The sequence below is a fragment of the Pseudomonas sp. efr-133-TYG-103a genome (assembly GCF_030209235.1).
Classification (GTDB): domain Bacteria; phylum Pseudomonadota; class Gammaproteobacteria; order Pseudomonadales; family Pseudomonadaceae; genus Aquipseudomonas.
Window position 1 is genome coordinate 144309 of record NZ_JARVSK010000004.1, and the last position, 15886, is coordinate 160194.

At 55.6% G+C, this 15886-nt stretch carries 15 protein-coding genes; 11 read left to right on the forward strand and 4 right to left on the reverse strand.

The genetic code is table 11. The features are described from left to right. Positions 1-63: 63 nt before the first annotated feature. Positions 64-465, reverse strand: a complete 402-nt coding sequence (cueR, locus tag QRN36_RS03400; RefSeq protein WP_285422809.1) for a Cu(I)-responsive transcriptional regulator — start codon at positions 463-465, stop codon at positions 64-66. Beyond that, positions 462-2660 (reverse strand): cation-translocating P-type ATPase, encoded by a 2199-nt coding sequence (locus QRN36_RS03405; protein ID WP_285422810.1) that lies wholly within the window; start codon positions 2658-2660, stop codon positions 462-464. Before QRN36_RS03405 ends, cueR begins: the two co-directional genes overlap by 4 nt. Before the next feature lie 285 nt (positions 2661-2945). Here QRN36_RS03405 and QRN36_RS03410 point away from each other — a divergent pair, with 285 nt between their 5' ends. The 3 genes from QRN36_RS03410 to QRN36_RS03420 all read left to right on the forward strand — a co-directional run bounded on the left by QRN36_RS03410 (position 2946) and on the right by QRN36_RS03420 (position 4490). Then, positions 2946-3605, forward strand: coding sequence for a carbonic anhydrase (locus QRN36_RS03410; protein ID WP_285422811.1), 660 nt, complete (start codon positions 2946-2948; stop codon positions 3603-3605). A 50-nt stretch (positions 3606-3655) separates the two neighbouring features. Then, entirely contained in the window at positions 3656-4126 is a 471-nt protein-coding gene (cynS, locus tag QRN36_RS03415; protein WP_285422812.1) for a cyanase, read from the forward strand. A 109-nt stretch (positions 4127-4235) separates the two neighbouring features. Continuing rightward, the gene (locus QRN36_RS03420; protein ID WP_285422813.1) at positions 4236-4490 is read left to right on the forward strand and encodes a DUF2790 domain-containing protein; all 255 of its coding nucleotides are present in this window, start codon (positions 4236-4238) and stop codon (positions 4488-4490) included. A gap of 417 nt (positions 4491-4907) precedes the next feature. Here QRN36_RS03420 and QRN36_RS03425 read toward each other — a convergent pair whose 3' ends face one another. Beyond that, a complete protein-coding gene (locus tag QRN36_RS03425) occupies positions 4908-6443 on the reverse strand; it encodes an RES family NAD+ phosphorylase (RefSeq protein WP_285422814.1) in 1536 nt (511 codons plus the stop codon). Positions 6444-6699: 256 nt separating this feature from the next. Between QRN36_RS03425 and QRN36_RS03430 the strand changes: the two genes are divergently transcribed. Genes QRN36_RS03430 through QRN36_RS27485 form a run of 3 tightly spaced genes read left to right on the forward strand, consistent with a single transcriptional unit; the run spans position 6700 to position 10625 of the window. Next, positions 6700-8586 (forward strand): ATP-dependent endonuclease, encoded by a 1887-nt coding sequence (locus QRN36_RS03430; RefSeq protein WP_285422815.1) that lies wholly within the window; start codon positions 6700-6702, stop codon positions 8584-8586. Then, positions 8573-10294 carry a UvrD-helicase domain-containing protein gene (locus tag QRN36_RS03435; protein WP_285422816.1) on the forward strand — a complete coding sequence of 574 codons (1722 nt, stop codon included), beginning with the start codon at positions 8573-8575 and terminating at the stop codon, positions 10292-10294. The genes QRN36_RS03430 and QRN36_RS03435 overlap by 14 nt, the downstream gene beginning before the upstream one ends. 55 nt (positions 10295-10349) lie before the next feature. Further along, positions 10350-10625, forward strand: a complete 276-nt coding sequence (locus tag QRN36_RS27485) for a 4-fold beta flower protein (protein ID WP_373568691.1) — start codon at positions 10350-10352, stop codon at positions 10623-10625. Positions 10626-11519: 894 nt separating this feature from the next. Here QRN36_RS27485 and QRN36_RS03440 read toward each other — a convergent pair. Further along, a complete protein-coding gene (locus tag QRN36_RS03440) occupies positions 11520-12608 on the reverse strand; it encodes a YafY family protein (RefSeq protein ID WP_285422817.1) in 1089 nt (362 codons plus the stop codon). Positions 12609-12706: 98 nt separating this feature from the next. On the opposite strand from QRN36_RS03440, the gene QRN36_RS03445 reads away from it, so the two are divergent. The 5 genes from QRN36_RS03445 (at position 12707) to QRN36_RS03465 (ending at position 15858) form a co-directional block, all read left to right on the forward strand. Continuing rightward, the gene (locus tag QRN36_RS03445) at positions 12707-13576 is read left to right on the forward strand and encodes a hypothetical protein (protein WP_285422818.1); all 870 of its coding nucleotides are present in this window, start codon (positions 12707-12709) and stop codon (positions 13574-13576) included. A 102-nt stretch (positions 13577-13678) separates the two neighbouring features. Next, entirely contained in the window at positions 13679-14047 is a 369-nt protein-coding gene (locus QRN36_RS03450) for a hypothetical protein (protein WP_285422819.1), read from the forward strand. Positions 14048-14226: 179 nt separating this feature from the next. Beyond that, entirely contained in the window at positions 14227-14862 is a 636-nt protein-coding gene (locus QRN36_RS03455; protein ID WP_198799709.1) for a helix-turn-helix transcriptional regulator, read from the forward strand. A gap of 11 nt (positions 14863-14873) precedes the next feature. After that, positions 14874-15683, forward strand: a complete 810-nt coding sequence (locus tag QRN36_RS03460; protein ID WP_285422820.1) for a ubiquinol-cytochrome C chaperone family protein — start codon at positions 14874-14876, stop codon at positions 15681-15683. Positions 15684-15714: 31 nt separating this feature from the next. Further along, on the forward strand, positions 15715-15858 hold the full coding sequence (locus tag QRN36_RS03465; RefSeq protein ID WP_164488184.1) for a hypothetical protein: 144 nt from the start codon (positions 15715-15717) through the stop codon (positions 15856-15858). The last annotated feature ends 28 nt before the right edge of the window (positions 15859-15886 follow it).

Sequence of the window (15886 nt, forward strand, 5' to 3'; positions counted from 1 at the left end):
TTATTTTCGATTGCGGGTTTCGGGGGGAGTTTTCAAGGTTCCCGCGCTTATCTGTCCAAGGACTTAACCACAGCATCTACCTGACTCTAAGTCTTTCAGGATCGGACAATCGGGGCGGTGATCGCCGTGACAGTTCGCAACCAGATCCTGCAAGGTATCGCGCAGCCCGGTGAGCTCGGCGATTTTCTGGTTCAGTTCATCGATGTGCTGGCGGGCCAGGCCTTTCACGTCGGCGCTGGCGCGCTCGCGGTCCTGCCATAGGGCTAGCAGCTTGCCGACTTCTTCCAGCGAAAAACCCAGATCCCGTGAGCGTTTGATGAAAGCCAAGGTGTGAAGGTCTTTCGCGTTATAGATGCGATAGCCGCTGTCTGTACGATTCGCAGCTTCAAGCAGGCCGGTGGATTCGTAGTACCGAATCATCTTGGCGCTCAGCCCACTGCTTTTTGCGGCTTGGCCGATGTTCATTGTGCGTCTCCTCGGGTTTCAGGCTTCCACGTTTTGAGCAGCAAAGCGTTGCTCACCACGCTAACACTGGACAGCGCCATGGCCGCTCCTGCGAAAACCGGGTTGAGCAGGCCGAAAGCGGCGAGCGGGATGCCGATCAGGTTGTAGACGAATGCCCAGAAGAGGTTCTGGCGAATTTTGGCGTAGGTCTTGCGGCTGATGTCCAGCGCGGCAGGAATCATACGCGGGTCGCCGCGCATCAGGGTGATGCCTGAAGCGTGCATCGCCACATCGGTGCCGCCGCCCATGGCGATGCCTATATCAGCGGCAGCCAATGCAGGGGCATCGTTGATGCCGTCACCGACCATCGCCACAACGCCGGTCTTCTTCAGCGCGACGACGGTCGCGGCCTTTTCGGCGGGCAGGACCTCGGCGTGAACATCTTCAATACCTAAAGCTTCGGCCACGACATTGGCGCTGCCGCGATTGTCGCCGGTGAGCAGGTGGCTGCTGATTTTTCGCTGAGTCAGGTGCTCGATGGCCTGCGCGGCGCCAGGCTTGAGGGTGTCACCAAAAGCAAACAGACCAAGCACCCGGGCATTTGGAGCGGACTCAATCAGCCATGACAGCGTACGGCCTTCGGCTTCCCAGACTCGGGCAGCTTCAGCCAGCGAGCCAGGTGCAAGGCCAATTTCGTCCAGCAAGCGTTTATTGCCCAGTGCTAGTTCGCGGTTTTCGAATGTGCCTGCGATGCCACGACCGGCCAGAGAGCGACTGTTGCTCACGTTTTTAAGCTTCAAGCCTTGCTCGGCGCAGGCATCCAGCACAGCCTTCGCCAATGGGTGTTCGCTACCGCGTTGCAGCGCGCCAGCGATCAGCAAGATTGAATTCTCGTCACCATCCAGAGCGGTCATATGCGCAATGCGCGGGGTGCCACTGGTCAATGTGCCGGTCTTGTCGAAGACCACGGCGGTGACTTCATGGGCACGTTCCAATGCTTCGGCGTCCTTGATCAGAATGCCGTGGCGTGCTGCGACACCTGTCCCGGCCATGATCGCGGTCGGCGTCGCCAGACCCAATGCACAAGGGCAGGCGATCACGAGCACAGCCACGGCATTGATGAGTGCGATTTCCAACGATGCACCGACCAGCAACCAGCCCGTCAGCGTCGCCAAGGCCAGCAACAGCACGACTGGTACAAACACCTGGCTGACTTTATCCACAAGCTTTTGAATTGGCGCCTTGGCCGATTGCGCGTCTTCAACCAGACGAATGATGCGCGCCAATACTGTTTCGGCCCCCAGCGCCTCAGTGCGAACCAGCAAACGACCTTCGCCATTGATCGCGCCGCCTGTCACATTATCGCCTGATTGTTTGGGTATGGGCAGGCTCTCGCCGCTGATCAAAGCCTCATCGGCGTGACTTTGGCCCTCAATTACGACGCCATCCACCGGGAAGCGCTCGCCGGGTTTGACCAGCACTAGATCTCCCAGCGTAAGGGTACTGATTGCTACGTCTTGCTCCTGCCCGTCGATGACCTGAATGGCCCGTTCCGGCCGCAATGCCTCCAACGCACGAATAGCGCTGGCGGTCTGACGCTTTGCGCTGCTTTCCAGGTATTTGCCCAGCAGCACCAGCGTGATAACGACCGCCGACGCCTCAAAATACAGGTGCGGCATCTCATTGCGCGCAGCGATTAACCACTGATAGACACTCAACCCGTACCCAGCACTGGTGCCCAGCGCAACCAGCAAGTCCATATTCCCGGCGCCCGCGCGCACGGCCTTGTAGGCCGCAATGTAGAAACGAGCGCCAAGAAAAAATTGCACGGGCGTTGCCAGCGCGAGCTGGACCCAGGCGGGCAGCATCCAGTCGATGCCAAAGGGCTGCAGCAGCATTGGCATGATCAATGGGATCGCCAGAATGATCGCCGCCACTAGGTACAAGCGCTCGCTGCCATGCCGCTTGAGTTGGTCGGCCTGCTGCGTGGCGCGATCCTGCTCAAGGCTTGCGCCATATCCTGCTTTATCCACTGCAGCGATCAGGGAGGCGGGATCGGTCCGCTCATCCACTTCGACATGGGCGCGCTCGTTGGCGAGGTTCACTGTGGCGTTTTTAACGCCTGGGACTTTGCGCAAAGCGCGCTCGACGCGACCTGCGCAACTGGCGCAGGTCATGCCGGAAATGGGCAAATCGAACGTCTGGGAAATGGGCATCGCGAACACTCCTGGAAGGTTAATGCCAGCGAGGATCAACCTTGCCACTCTGGCAAGGTCAAGGTCCCATTGTTCAATTTTGATCTTTTAGCGAATTCGCGCTCCAGTAACTCGTCGACGATTTCTTCAGTGGTCCGTAACCCCGTGGAAATGCTGGGTGTACGGAGCAAGCGTGCTCCATCGCATAAGATAATCTGATCCACCTCATAATAAATGAGACTTTTACCTTATGTGATGCCTTGCTTAATGTTCGTTCCACACCCAACACACATTGAGCCAACAACCATGAAAGCGATCATCGACGGTTTTCTGAAATTCCAAAAAAACGCCTTCCCTGAGCGCGTTAAGCTGTTCAAGGACCTGGCTAATCAGCAGGCCCCGAAGGCGCTGTTCATCTCCTGCTCCGACAGCCGACTGGTGCCTGAACTGGTCACCCAGCGCGAACCAGGCGATCTGTTCGTCATCCGCAACGCCGGCAACATCGTGCCTTCGTACGGGCCAGAGCCAGGTGGTGTTTCGGCCTCGGTCGAATACGCGGTGGCCGGCCTCAACGTCGCCGACATCGTGATCTGCGGCCACTCCGACTGCGGCGCGATGACCGCCATCGCCACCTGCAAATGCCTGGATCACATGCCCGCCGTCGCCGGCTGGTTGCGGTACGCCGACTCGGCCAAGGTGGTCAACGAAGCCCGCAAACACGCTGATCAGCCGAGCAAAGTTTCGTCCATGGTGCGCGAAAACGTCATCGCGCAGCTGGCCAATATCCAGACCCACCCGTCCGTTCGCCTGGCGCTCGAAGAAGGCCGCGTGACCCTGCACGGCTGGATCTACGACATCGAGAGCGGCCGTATCGACGCCTTCGACGGCAGCACCGGGACTTTCGTCTCCCTTGCAGAAAATCCAGAAGTCCACGCCGTTTCCCATCAAGCCAGGCACGTTGCCTGAGCCCGAACCTGAACCTTTGTTTGCACGCTTACTTATCTAGGAGATTCATCATGATCCAGACTCAAGCTACCCGTACCGCTCGCCAGGAACTGACCGAAACCATCATTCTGGCCAAAGCCCGCAAGGACCTCTCCTTCGCACAGATCGTTGAAGGCACCGGCCTGTCCGAAGCGTTCGTCACTGCTGCTCTGCTGGGCCAGCACCCGCTGCCTGCCGTCGCCGCCAAGGTCGTGGGCAAGAAGCTGGACCTCGATGCCGATGAGGTCGCCTTGCTGCAATCGATGCCCATCCGCGGCAGCTTCTTCGAAGGCATCCCGAGCGACCCAACCATCTACCGTTTCTACGAGATGATGTCGGTCTACGGCACCACCCTTAAGGCGCTGGTTCATGAGAAGTTCGGTGACGGCATCATCAGCGCCATCAACTTCAAGCTGGACATACAGAAGGTTGAAGATCCGGACGGTGGCCACCGCGCCGTGATCACCCTGAACGGCAAGTACCTGCCGACCAAGCCTTTCTGATGTAACTCAGCCCGGCGTCCAACGGCGCCGGGCCATACCCAACCCTTGAATACGACTGAGCACCACTCAAGTGCTTCGGTCTTCTCACGCCCTCAATAAGGTGATTGCTATGAAACTGTTACTCGTTTTGTTCCTTGGCTGCTTCGGTTCTGTCTCTATGGCAGCCGAGCAGGATACTCAGACCGCACAGGTCAAGGTCGAGTCTTATCGGTACGCTCAACACTTGGATATCGCCAACGTGGTCGCGGCGACTGAGGTACCTAATGTCTGCAATGTGGTGCCGGTCCAGCTGACATATGACGACTCTAAAGGCGACCGCCACATTATGGAGTACCTAGTTGTAGGGAATGGGTGTACGAACTAATGCAACATCGAGACTCTGCCTGAGGCCAGTGCTTGGCCTCAGGGTAGGTGCCACTGCCCGAGCCTTCACAGACAGGCCCGTGTTGCAGGCAAACCTTTATACCCGCATGCCCGATATCAACGCGATGAGATGAAGCGTCGGCAGCAATCGCTACCTGAAACGCAATTTACGGTCCCGCCGCTGGGCAGAGCCTGCGGGATAGCACGTTCTCCGAAGGACTTGTGTTGCCAGTTCCCCGACTCGCTGGATGTTCGACAAAAGTCTTCAGCTAGGCTGCCGTCGACTCATCCAACCTGGACATAGCCGACGGTAGGCCCCGAGTGAATACAGGTCAGTGAAAAATCGGCCCCCGGGTGCAGGATTTTGAAATTATGCGACGATCTAATTGGTTTCCTTTATCATCAGAAGCCCTCATTCTCAAGAGGGGGGGGTGAGCCGCTTCCAATGACTCTTGGGCAACACACTTACCGGTAGGGACGTCGTTTGCACCACTACGGCTTCGACCCTGTGAACCTCAATCGATTCGAGCTCAAGCCGAAGCGCGTGCTCACGATGTCTTACCGGTAGCGTAGATATCTGGTGCGCATCGATGCTAGAGAAACGATGCATATGCATCGGCACCAAATCATCTAACTCTGATACTGAATCCGTAGTGATTTCATATTCTGGATAACTGTCTCCGGTCTCGTAGTCGACTCCTCGTGTCGACGCGGAGACCACTTTTTTTCCGGCCGTATCTAGTGGCTCAACCAATGCTGCTTTGTGAAAAAGCACCACGTTCACTCCTTTGCCATCCTGAACGGACGGAAACAATATGCCGTCCAGATGAGGCTCAGGCATACCCGCCAGATAATCAGCTACAGCCTGCGTCGTCAGATATTCTCGGTCCTGTTCACCAGGCATGACTGGAACGGTCAAACGCTCGGTCAAGGTTTCCAAGAAACCCATACGCTGTTTTTCTTCAGCAAAATCTGGATCGAAAACACTTCCCGTGAGGCCGATGACCTCCAGTGCTCTTAGGTCGAGCAACTGCAGTGGACGAGTAATCGAAAACTTTGCAACGATGACATCACTACCGACCACTGGGCGCACCTCCGAAATAGCAGCGTGAGCCTGTTCGGCACCATAAAACACAGATATGCCTGAAGGATTCATTCGTCCAGCACGAGCCAACGGCCCAGGGGGCGGCCCCAGCTCAGCGACGGGATGTTCGAGTGCTTTTTGTAGAGCGCTCAACGATTGGAACTCTCTTGCTCTGTAAAGGGATTCCAACTCGGTACCGGGCCCGATCTGAGCCAAGGCGACGTGAAATGTCCGGGACCGAACCTGATGAAGGTTATTGAATACCGACTTCAATATGTCGAGCACCTCTTGATTGAAGAACCTCGCCTCACTTTTGAGTACTACCTCCAGCCTCTGCCACTTCTGATCCCAGTCATTATGCGAGAGGGGTTTTTCTTCGTAGAAAGAGGTTGCGGAAAACTCTGTCTCCCCCTCGTCTGGATCACCAGGTGCTCGGCAATCAAAACGCTCATCTAGCAGTTCCAGTACGTCCGAAGCGATTTCTTCCTCCACCCCTAGCATATAGGTCACGACATCCAGGATGGGCTCTCCTTCGCGGCTCCAGTCGTAGTCCGACTCCCTATCGCGTAATAGAGCATTCTGATAATCGTCAGGACCGTCGGACGTCCTTGTGTAGTGCTGCCCTACAGCCGCTTGAACCCGGTCAGCTAGCTCAGCGACCGTAACGCAAGGGATCTCGAGATCCGCGCAGTAGCTGCAACAGCCCATACGCGCATCAGCCTCAATCCGTGATGAAAGATATTTTTCACCTATGCAATCCTGGCATACCAGCTTCTCAGCCAGATCGCCTAATTGGGCAAACTCACCATGCATCGCTTGTGCTCCTGTGTTGGCGCCGCCGCCGAATTGGCCCAGTTGCCAAGAATTCACAGACCCAGTCTGATTCCTCGCGAATCAATGTCTGTGCTGAATTTGCGTAGGTCGGAGATGGGTCAGTCTTACACCGGCGCGTGGTTCAATTCGGCGTCGGCGTCCAAACCTCCCTCCATCTAGCGCATCTTTAAACGACATTCTCGATCGTGACTAGCATCGATTGCTGTCAACCATCAGGGCTTGGCTCGGACATAGTTATTGCATAGTGCCAGCTCAATAGGATTTCATCCGCTAAACAAGGATGGAGACGGATATGTACCTCGCTGAGCTGACGATCAAAAACTTCCGAAAGCTGCGTGACACCAAGCTGAAGTTTCAGCCTGGTCTGAACGTGTTGGTCGGTCCGAATAACGTAGGGAAAAGCGCGGTAGTCGATGCGATACGGACCCTTCTTGCGGGCCATGACGAACCTTATCCCCGTCTCGATACCTCTGATCGACACCGCCCGCGCGAAGGCGAACCGGCGGGTGACATCACCTTCCACTTCCTTTTCAAAGGACTCAGTCACGAGGATGAAGCAGATTTCATTGCGGCGCTCAAACCGTGTAAAGACAAAACCATGGAAGCTCATATCCATGTTCGATACACCGATGCCGACTCGACGGGACGCTTCAAAGTAAAAAGATGGTGTGGTGACCACCAAGAGGTGGTACTCAGCTCCGACATGATGGAAAACCTACGTGGCGTCTACTTGCAACCTCTACGTGATGCCGCGCAAGGCCTGCGTCCTGGCCGCAACAGCCAAATGGCCCGGCTGCTTCATCTTTTGACCGATGACGTTGGCCGCAAAGCTATCGATGAGGCGCTGAAAAAACTGGACGATGAGCTTCAACTGAATGAGTCGATCAAAAATACTCATGCTGCAATCTCTTTACGTCATGGCTTGATGATGGGAGAGCAGTTGGCTCAGGTCCTCGCTATTGGGCTAACCGCTACTGATTTTCAGCGTCTCTCTGCAAGGCTTTCCATTACCGCTGAGGCGCTAGAGATCGAGCAGAACGGGCTTGGATTTAACAACCTGATTTTCATGGCGGTGGTGCTCAGCGAGTTGTCCAAAAGCCCTGACGCAGCCTATAGAAGCTTGATTGTTGAAGAGCCTGAAGCGCACCTACACCCGCAGTTGCAGCGAGTACTCCTTCGCTACCTCGCGGGCGTGCCAACAGGTGAGGGGGAAAAATCAGTTCAACTGTTCGTCACCAGCCACTCACCCAACTTCGCTAGCAACTCAGAGCTTGAGTCATTGGCCTGCCTGGTCGAAAACGAGGCCGGTGTAGAGACCTTCTTCCCCCGTGAAGTCACCTTTAAAAAGGGGAAACGGGAGAAGCTGGAACGTTATCTTGACGTCACGAGAGCTGAGCTGTTCTTCGCCCGTCGAGTGATCTTTGTCGAAGGTGCGGCCGAACTCATGCTGATCGACGCACTCGCAAAGCTGATCAATCTCGACCTCCGTGAGTACGGTGTTAGCCTCATCAGTGTGGAGGGGCTAAATTTCGACTCCTTCCTGCCACTGTTCGGCGACAAAGGCCTTCGGATTCCGGTTTCAGTCATTACTGACGCCGATCCTTTCGAAGAAATTGAGATCCAGCGCGATGTACAGGGCGAGCTAAACGAGGAAACAATCGAAGATCTTCTCAGTGAGGCCAGCTATCTGGAGGAGACTGATGACCCCGAGGACGAAGAGCCAGTTGAAGTCGTAGCGGCTAAGAAAAAAGTCAAACGTGTAGAGGTATATCCAGCCCTTGGGGATGAGGTCAGGATCTCCAGCAATACAGCCAAGATGAAAGGCATGGAAGACGCATTTGTGAACGTCTTCTACGGCTTGAAAACCTTGGAATACGACTTGGCACTGCTTGAGCCCAATCGCAAAGTCATGCTGGCAGCTCTTAGCGACCCCCATCCACGAATCGCAAAAACGCTGGGTAAGATTGTCGATGCTCAGCCAGATAACGCAGCGAAGGCTAAAGCACTTTTTTGCGGGATGTTCGAGCGCAAGGACAGCAGCAGTAATGTGCAAAAAGGCCGATACGCTCAAGCGCTCGCGGAGCGAATTGCCAAGGAGCCAGGCTTCATCGTACCCGAATATCTGAAGTTGGCGATCCAGCACGTCTGCAAGAGAGTGAATGACAATGAGGCTGTCTGATGAACAGAGAAATGTCATCGACGCCGAGTTGGGTCCAATCTCGGTAACGGCATGCGCCGGAAGCGGAAAGACGGCTACGGCCATTCGGCGCCTGATCGAAGTTCGACGGAAGATGAAAAGGAGTCGTGGCCGTGTCGTGCTGTTGTCATTTTCCAATGTGGCCGTCAACACCTTCAATAAGGGATTTCAACAGCTCGCATCGGCGCTGCCGGATGATGCCAATCGCAGGCTTGTAGAGGTTGATACGCTGGATGGTTTTTTTACCCAGCACGTACTCCGACCTCATGCCTATCGGACGATGACAGCGACCAAAGCTGCATACCTAGTAGCAGGTTCTGAGCCATTTCTGAGCAACTATCAGTATTGGCCGGGAGGCGACGCTCGCCCGTTACCGGTCAAAGATTTCAAGGTGGGGATGGAGGACGGGAATCTATTTTTCTTCGTCGATACCCACACAGGACCCGAGCAGCTGATTACCTGGAAGGCGCAAGATTCGGTCAAACGGCTTGGCGGCACAGGCGCCTACACCCATGAGCTTGGTCGCTACTGGGTTTATCGGACCTTGGTCGAGCAGCCGGCTGTGCTTCGAGCTTTGACTGCGCGTTATCCCCAGATCCTCGTTGATGAGTCTCAGGATCTGGGCACGTTACATCAGGCTATCTTGGAATTACTCATAGGCGCAGGAGCAACCGTTTCGCTCATCGGGGATGTAAACCAAGGGATCTTCGCCTTCGCCGGTGCTGACGGCATATTTTTGAAAACCTATGAGGACCGGCACGGCGTTAAGCCGTTCAAGCTCACTCGCAACTATCGCTCGCTGCCGCCGATTATCGACATCGCAAACCGGCTCTGTGGTCGGAAGGATCACGCAGATCGCGCTCCCGAGCCCGGAGGTGCATATTTCGTTGGGTACAAAGAAGCTGAATTACCCAAGCTTTTTGACTCATTCAAAGCACGTATCGACGGGTTGAAAATCCAGCATGACGATGCCGTGATCCTTAGTAGGTCATCCGATCGAGCGGCTGTGCTCGCCGGGAAAGTCTCTCCTCCGGGGCAAGGTTCGATAGCAGTGTTCAGTGAAGCTGCGCTGCTCAGAGATCAGCATGGGCGTTATCTCGAAAGCTTCAAACTCGTATGTAGAGCTGTAGTCGGTTTACTGGACAACCCTCCAAATGGGCTCAGCTCTGAGCTACAAGGGGCGCCACCTGAAGGCTGGATGCTGAGGTTAAGGCGGTTGCTTTGGAGATTTGTCCGCGACGAAAAGGCGGGGCTTCCATCCTCGGCGCTTGTCGCCAAAACAGAATGGCATTCCACGTTAGTGAAAAATCTCAGAATCTTACTCACAGCTATCGAAAATCAGTTTGGATTGAAGGCGGCTAGCACCTTAGGAAATAAGTTAGCGAAAACCAAGCTCCTGGAGCTTCCGCTTGGCGGTGACGTAGCAGATGACAAAGAGGACATAGGTCTAAGGGTCGAGACGGTCCATCAGGTAAAAGGGGAGTCCATTGGTGCGGTGCTGTACGTAGCAAAAAAGCCCAACGTTCAAGCGTTGTTGGCGGGCACCGTTGATGAAGAAGGCCGCATCGGTTATGTCGCGGTCACCAGGGCAAGAAACCTCTTCTGGTTGGCAGTACCCCACTCTTGTCTCAAAGAGTTGCGCGAGGATTTGGTTACCGCGGGTTTTCAAGAGCTTCCAGCACTGAGGTAGCGATGGCGCCTGCGGCTGATAGGCCGTTCAATCATCACGGTCAAGGAGTTTGAGCATGGCTTTGTATACTAAAAATGGGATACCGCTTCAGGTCTCTGGCACCACGGTTTACAGCCGCTCAGGCAAGGTTGTCGGTCGTATTCGGGGTGACAAGGTGTTTGGTACTGACGGCCGCTATGTTGGCTCGATAGTTGGAGATCGTCTGGTGTATCGAACAACTCATAGCTCGGCAGTCGGTTCATCATTTGCGTCAGCCAGTCGTGCAGGAACGGCTAAGGCGCAGCGAGCAGGCTCGGCCATATCGGGTGAGGAGCCAACCATTCCGACATAGGCGCTTACTACCCAAAAAGCAGTGTGGAATACTGCCTGCGAGGTGCCGATGATCCAGATGACCAAGTCATTGCTGTTGGAGAGTAACGATGGGGCAAGCGAAACAACGAGGGACTCTAGCTGAGCGGCTAACCCAGTCGGTCGCCGAGAAACGTAAGAAAGCGGAAGATCTGGGGCTGGTAAGGCGTGATTTAAGCGAAATTCGAGAGGAGTTTGACCTACCTCCTGATACCCCCTTTCACGGGTATGTGATTCATTCCGGCCAGTGATGAGTTCTTGGCTCACTGTAAAAATGGTCCACACGCTACTTCTAGAACTTGGACTAAAAATCCTGGTCTCGCTCAGCGTTTTGAGCATTTTACTGACGCGTATGAGCTCGTGCGGCCGGATCAAGAAATCGTTGTTGGGCTTTTCGAAACCGGAACGCAGTTCGTCGTTGCCGAAGTCCTATAGGGAACAGCAATTCCACGTATCAGCCTAAGTAACAGTCTTCGAGACTGGTGTAAGAGATGGGAGCTTGAAGGCGATGTCCTCGGGTGCAAGGCATGCCATACGGCAAGCCGTGCAAGCGAACCCGATCGACCGTTCGTGCGCGGTTATGGCTGCCCCCAGCAGCTTACGACGCCGCAGTATCCATGGCGGGACCTGGCTTCTTTGATGGGTAGATTGCCTAAACCTCTAACAAGGTAGGAGCGTCACATGACCATGCGCACATACGAGTACTTCGTCTGCCCCAACGGGCACCAAGGCGAGGAAAAAACGTCCGAGAACGACCAGCCCTACTCTAAAAGCTGGGAACGAGTGTCGATTAGGCGCGTCAATGACACTCTTAGCTGCTACACATCGAGTTGTTGTTGTGGGGGCAGGCAGGTGTCGCGGGCCTTTCCATTAGATTTCAGCATGCGTATTGCGCTAGCGCTGTTTCGAGTTGCTCGCGGACATGACAGCGAAGGTGCAGGGGCGACACGACTTCGACGTCTGCGGCATTGCTCATCAGGAATAATCTGAGACCCTGAGTGTCGAGCAATTCACACCGCAGCAACCAGCTATCGCCATCTCTTTCGACCTGTTGATTCGCCGCAAGCGCGTTTTCCGTGAGGCGATTATGAAGGTTATCCTTCAACCGCAACACCAACTCTATCGTCTCGTTCGCGTGGACAGAAATTAGGTCTCGCTGAACCTCGATGGAGCGAACGTCATAGCCTTCAGGTTCTTGGATAGCATCCCTCGCCACCCGCACGTCCACCATCCGATGCAACATCAGTGCACAGGTTTTACCAATCCCGTTGCTGCTGTACTTTCCTCTTGGCAAGCCAGGATCAGGCGCGTCTCCATGCCACGTCTCCTTTGCTACAAATGCTGACAGGTAGATGTTGCTGTCCTGATACGCGAGCGCGAGCGGTTTCAGAAGGTAGGAGCACTCCACGCCGTTGGCATCTCGAGGTCTATAACGCACGGTCAGACTATGATCGTCGATCATTGCACCTTGTATGAGCTTGAGGTGCTCATGGTCATGTTGCCCATGCTGCAGCACAGTGAACCGCGTGCCAGTGATGATGCGACCTTCGGCGACCAAATGCCGGGCTGATCGAGACTTCAGCTCCCAGGCCGCGTACTCCCGCAGCTTTGTAAGCTCTTTCGTGTCCATCCAGAAACCGAAGCGTTCAGCATGTTGGAAAATAGCGCTAAGAGTCATCGATTCTTGCGGCGAAAGCGCCAAGTCAAAACTGCCCTTGCCCAATTTCCAGCGATGCGCTCTGCGTCGCTGTCCTGATTCTTCGGGTACTTTTTCTACAAACCCTTCCGCCTTCAACTCAAACAGGTCACGCCGAGTTGTTCTCGGATTGGCGGTACCGTCCGCCCATTCGAGCATCTCTTGATGCAACTCCTCGGTCGACAACGCGCGGCCTGCGCGTTGGAGAATCTTTCGCAAATGTTTGCGCCGCTTTTCCCGGTGTTCAGTTTCATCTGATGTAATTCGCATAATTTTCGTGCTCGGACAAATTAGTGTCTAGTAGTGCTGCATCATAGCCCCGCTGGCACGCAATTGGGCGTTGAATCTGCCAGCCCACAGGAGCATTCATGAACACTAAACACCCCTACGCTAAGCTTGATCACGTCTCCGAATTCATCGACTGGTTGGCGGGTCATCTTGATTCGGACACGCTCATTACGCATGAGTACGTTGATCGTCGCTCGGGAGTACGGTGGTCGTGTAACAGCCTGTACGGCGCGTTTACCTCGTATAGCTGGAATCACCCGGGGAATACCCGCCTCGCGTTCAACCCAGGGGTTAGCGCTGCCAGCAACGAAATGGCGCTGTCCGCACTGCGCGCAGACTTGATCGCTGCTGGCAGCAGCGATGCGTTGATCCTCCAGGCGTCCCTCGACGTCATGGTCTGGGGAGGTGTCGCCTCCCGCAACAACGAATGGTTGAAAGCCAACAAGACTGGCCTTGCAAAGATGATTTCGGATGTCGCTACAGCATTGGTAGACAATGATCCCGACGCCCCGATTCTTCGTAATCAATCGCTGCGCTTCAATTCGGGAATGACCAAAATCTATTCGTTGCTTTGCCCTGATTTCATCATCTACGACAGCCGGGTAGCCGCTGCATTGGGATTGCTGGTGGTCAAATACTGCAATGTCAAATGCCTGACGAAAATTCCGCCGGCGCTTAATTTCCCTTGGGCCGGAGCGAAAGAGTCGACCACTGCTCTCGCACCTAAACGCCGTAACCCAAGTATCGGAAGTCTACAGTTCAAACGCCTGCGCTCAGGGTCGCATCACGCACGTTGGAACATGCACGCCAGCTACGTGCTCAGCCAAGTGGCAAAACATCCTCTCTGTTCTGAGAGTCCTTTCCGGGTCGGTAAAACAACCCAACAAACACTTCGCAGCATCGAACAGGCTCTGTTCAGTATTGGGTATGACTTGCCGGTGAACGACTGACCACCATTGCTTGGTGAAACGATCTCACAAGTCACCCTGCTGGAGGAGGCGAGGGGGCGTCCTGCGCCCTTGCGCCCCCACTTACTTAAATCGGAGGCTCTAATGGCCGAGATGACCTCGCTGCAACTCATGATTGTCGAGTTGGCGAAAAGCGGTATTAGTTCGTCGTCGCTCAAATCTGCTGTCCTTAGCGTTCACCCACACCTGAACGATGGTGCTTACTTGGGGGAATTGGCTACCTTGCAAGTCGAAGGCCGGCTTGTTGGTGAAGAGACGGAGGGCGCTTGGTTTTTCACGTCTTTCATCGACGACGTGGTCGCTGACCGGGTACCTGAGTACAGCCCGGAGTTCGCCGAAATGATTGTGGCCGCGGATTGTGGCAACTGGACCGAATTGGACCCGGATGAACTCATAGCGCAGTTGGATGAAATTCTCAGAAAGGCAAACGCCCGGCGTTCGGGAAAAGCGTAGCGTTGGATTTACAGAGCTCCGTTGTTGTCTTCGCCCTGACAACGCACAGAATAATGGAGTGACAACGCTCCAGTCACCATCGGGATATCTTAAAAATGGAGTGACAGTGCTCCAGTTAGGCCTGTTGCTACGCTAAAAATATTACTAAAGTGCCACCATCTAATAGCGAGATGATGGCAATGAATATCCTCACGCCTCAACCCATTCAGGTTTCGCTCGGCCAATGGTTTAGCCGCAACCTATCCTCCGTTCTCGCTGTCGCAGGTGCGCAGCGGGAAACGCAACACGATGCCGACGGCCCCGGGCCTTTGTCCGCGGTGCAGATCCAGCAGCAAACCGGCATCGCTCGTAGCACGCTGCGGGCCCTGAAATCACCAGCGCAAGGTAGCGATGCCAACCCGGACCTGAGCACTATCGAGCGTCTTGCCCAGGCTCTGGGGGTACCACCTGCTTTCCTGTTGATGCGCCCCCAGGACTGGGCACTGCTGGCCAGCGCGATCGGCAACAGTGGCGATTACTTGGTTGCAGCTCACAAGTTGGAGGCCGATGAGCGGCTTCAAGAGATTAATCCGGTGGAAAAGGTCTTGCGCGAATGCAAGGTCCATCCGGATCAGCGCCCCAGTATTGTGGGTGCCTCGCCGGAAGTTGCCCGGGCCAATGCCCGCGATGAGTGGCGTAGACGCGCATGTCTCAAGCTCGATGCGCTGATGCTGCGCGAGATTTCAAAATCCGGCCCACGCAAGTGGTTGGCCGCGATAGCGGGCGCCTGGGTCAGCCAGACCACGCCACACGATCCATCTTCTAGCGAACAATAAGGAGTGCCGGGATGCCGATCATTCACGACCCTGATCTTGCCGATGTATTGATGAGTGCCAGCGCCGACGACGTGGGCCTGTTGATAGATGTGATCACCGACAACGGCAAGGGCCGCATCTCCCTGTCATCTTCAGTCTGTCGTCAGTTGATGTCCGACAAGGACAAGGGTGTCGGCGAGTCGACCCGGGCTATTTTCGCCGAGGAGCTGACCCGCTTTGGCGGCAACTCACTGGTCAACCTGTTCCGCGGTGGCAGTGGTGTGCCGTACCGCGAGCTGTTGGCTGATGTGGCCGGGCACGTCGGCGCGAAGAACGAGGCGAGCGCCAACTGCGCCGAGATGGAAATGGCGATCATCACCAAGGTATTCGCCCAGTCCCTGGCACGGATGAGCGAGGAAGACCGCAAAACACTGTTCGAATCCCTGGGCGGACTGGCGTACCGACCCGGCATGGGGCCAGGGGCATTGGCGGCTTTGCTGGCTTCACTCGGTAGTTCCGGGTTGGCTTCCTACAACGTGGCGGCGGTGGTCGCCAGCGCGACCATGAGCAGCCTGGTAGGGCGTGGCGTGGTGCTGGCGGGTTCGAGCACCCTGGGTCGTGGTCTAGCAGTGCTGGCTGGCCCGGTGGGCTGGGCCATCACCGGGATCTGGACGGCATTCGACCTAGCAAGCCCGGCGTACCGGGTCACCGTGCCCTGCGTCATCCAGATCGGCCATATGCGCCAGAAGATGTTGCTCAAACCCACCTGTCCCGGTTGCCACGCGATAGTCGCGGTCGGCGCCAACTTCTGTGGCAAATGCGGGATACGCCTGGGCGCCTGATGCCCACTTTAGACGACCAAGGAGTGAGTCAATGAACCCTGTGATTTCCCCTCTCGAATTTCTCCTGACCAACGTCATCTGCTTCGCCGCTGGCGCGGCCACGGTGGTCGCGCTGAACCTTGCGGCGAAAGCCGTGCATGCCTCCGGCAAACGCGCCGCGCAGAGCGCCACCTGAACCAACGGATTGAGTAGGAGCGAGAACC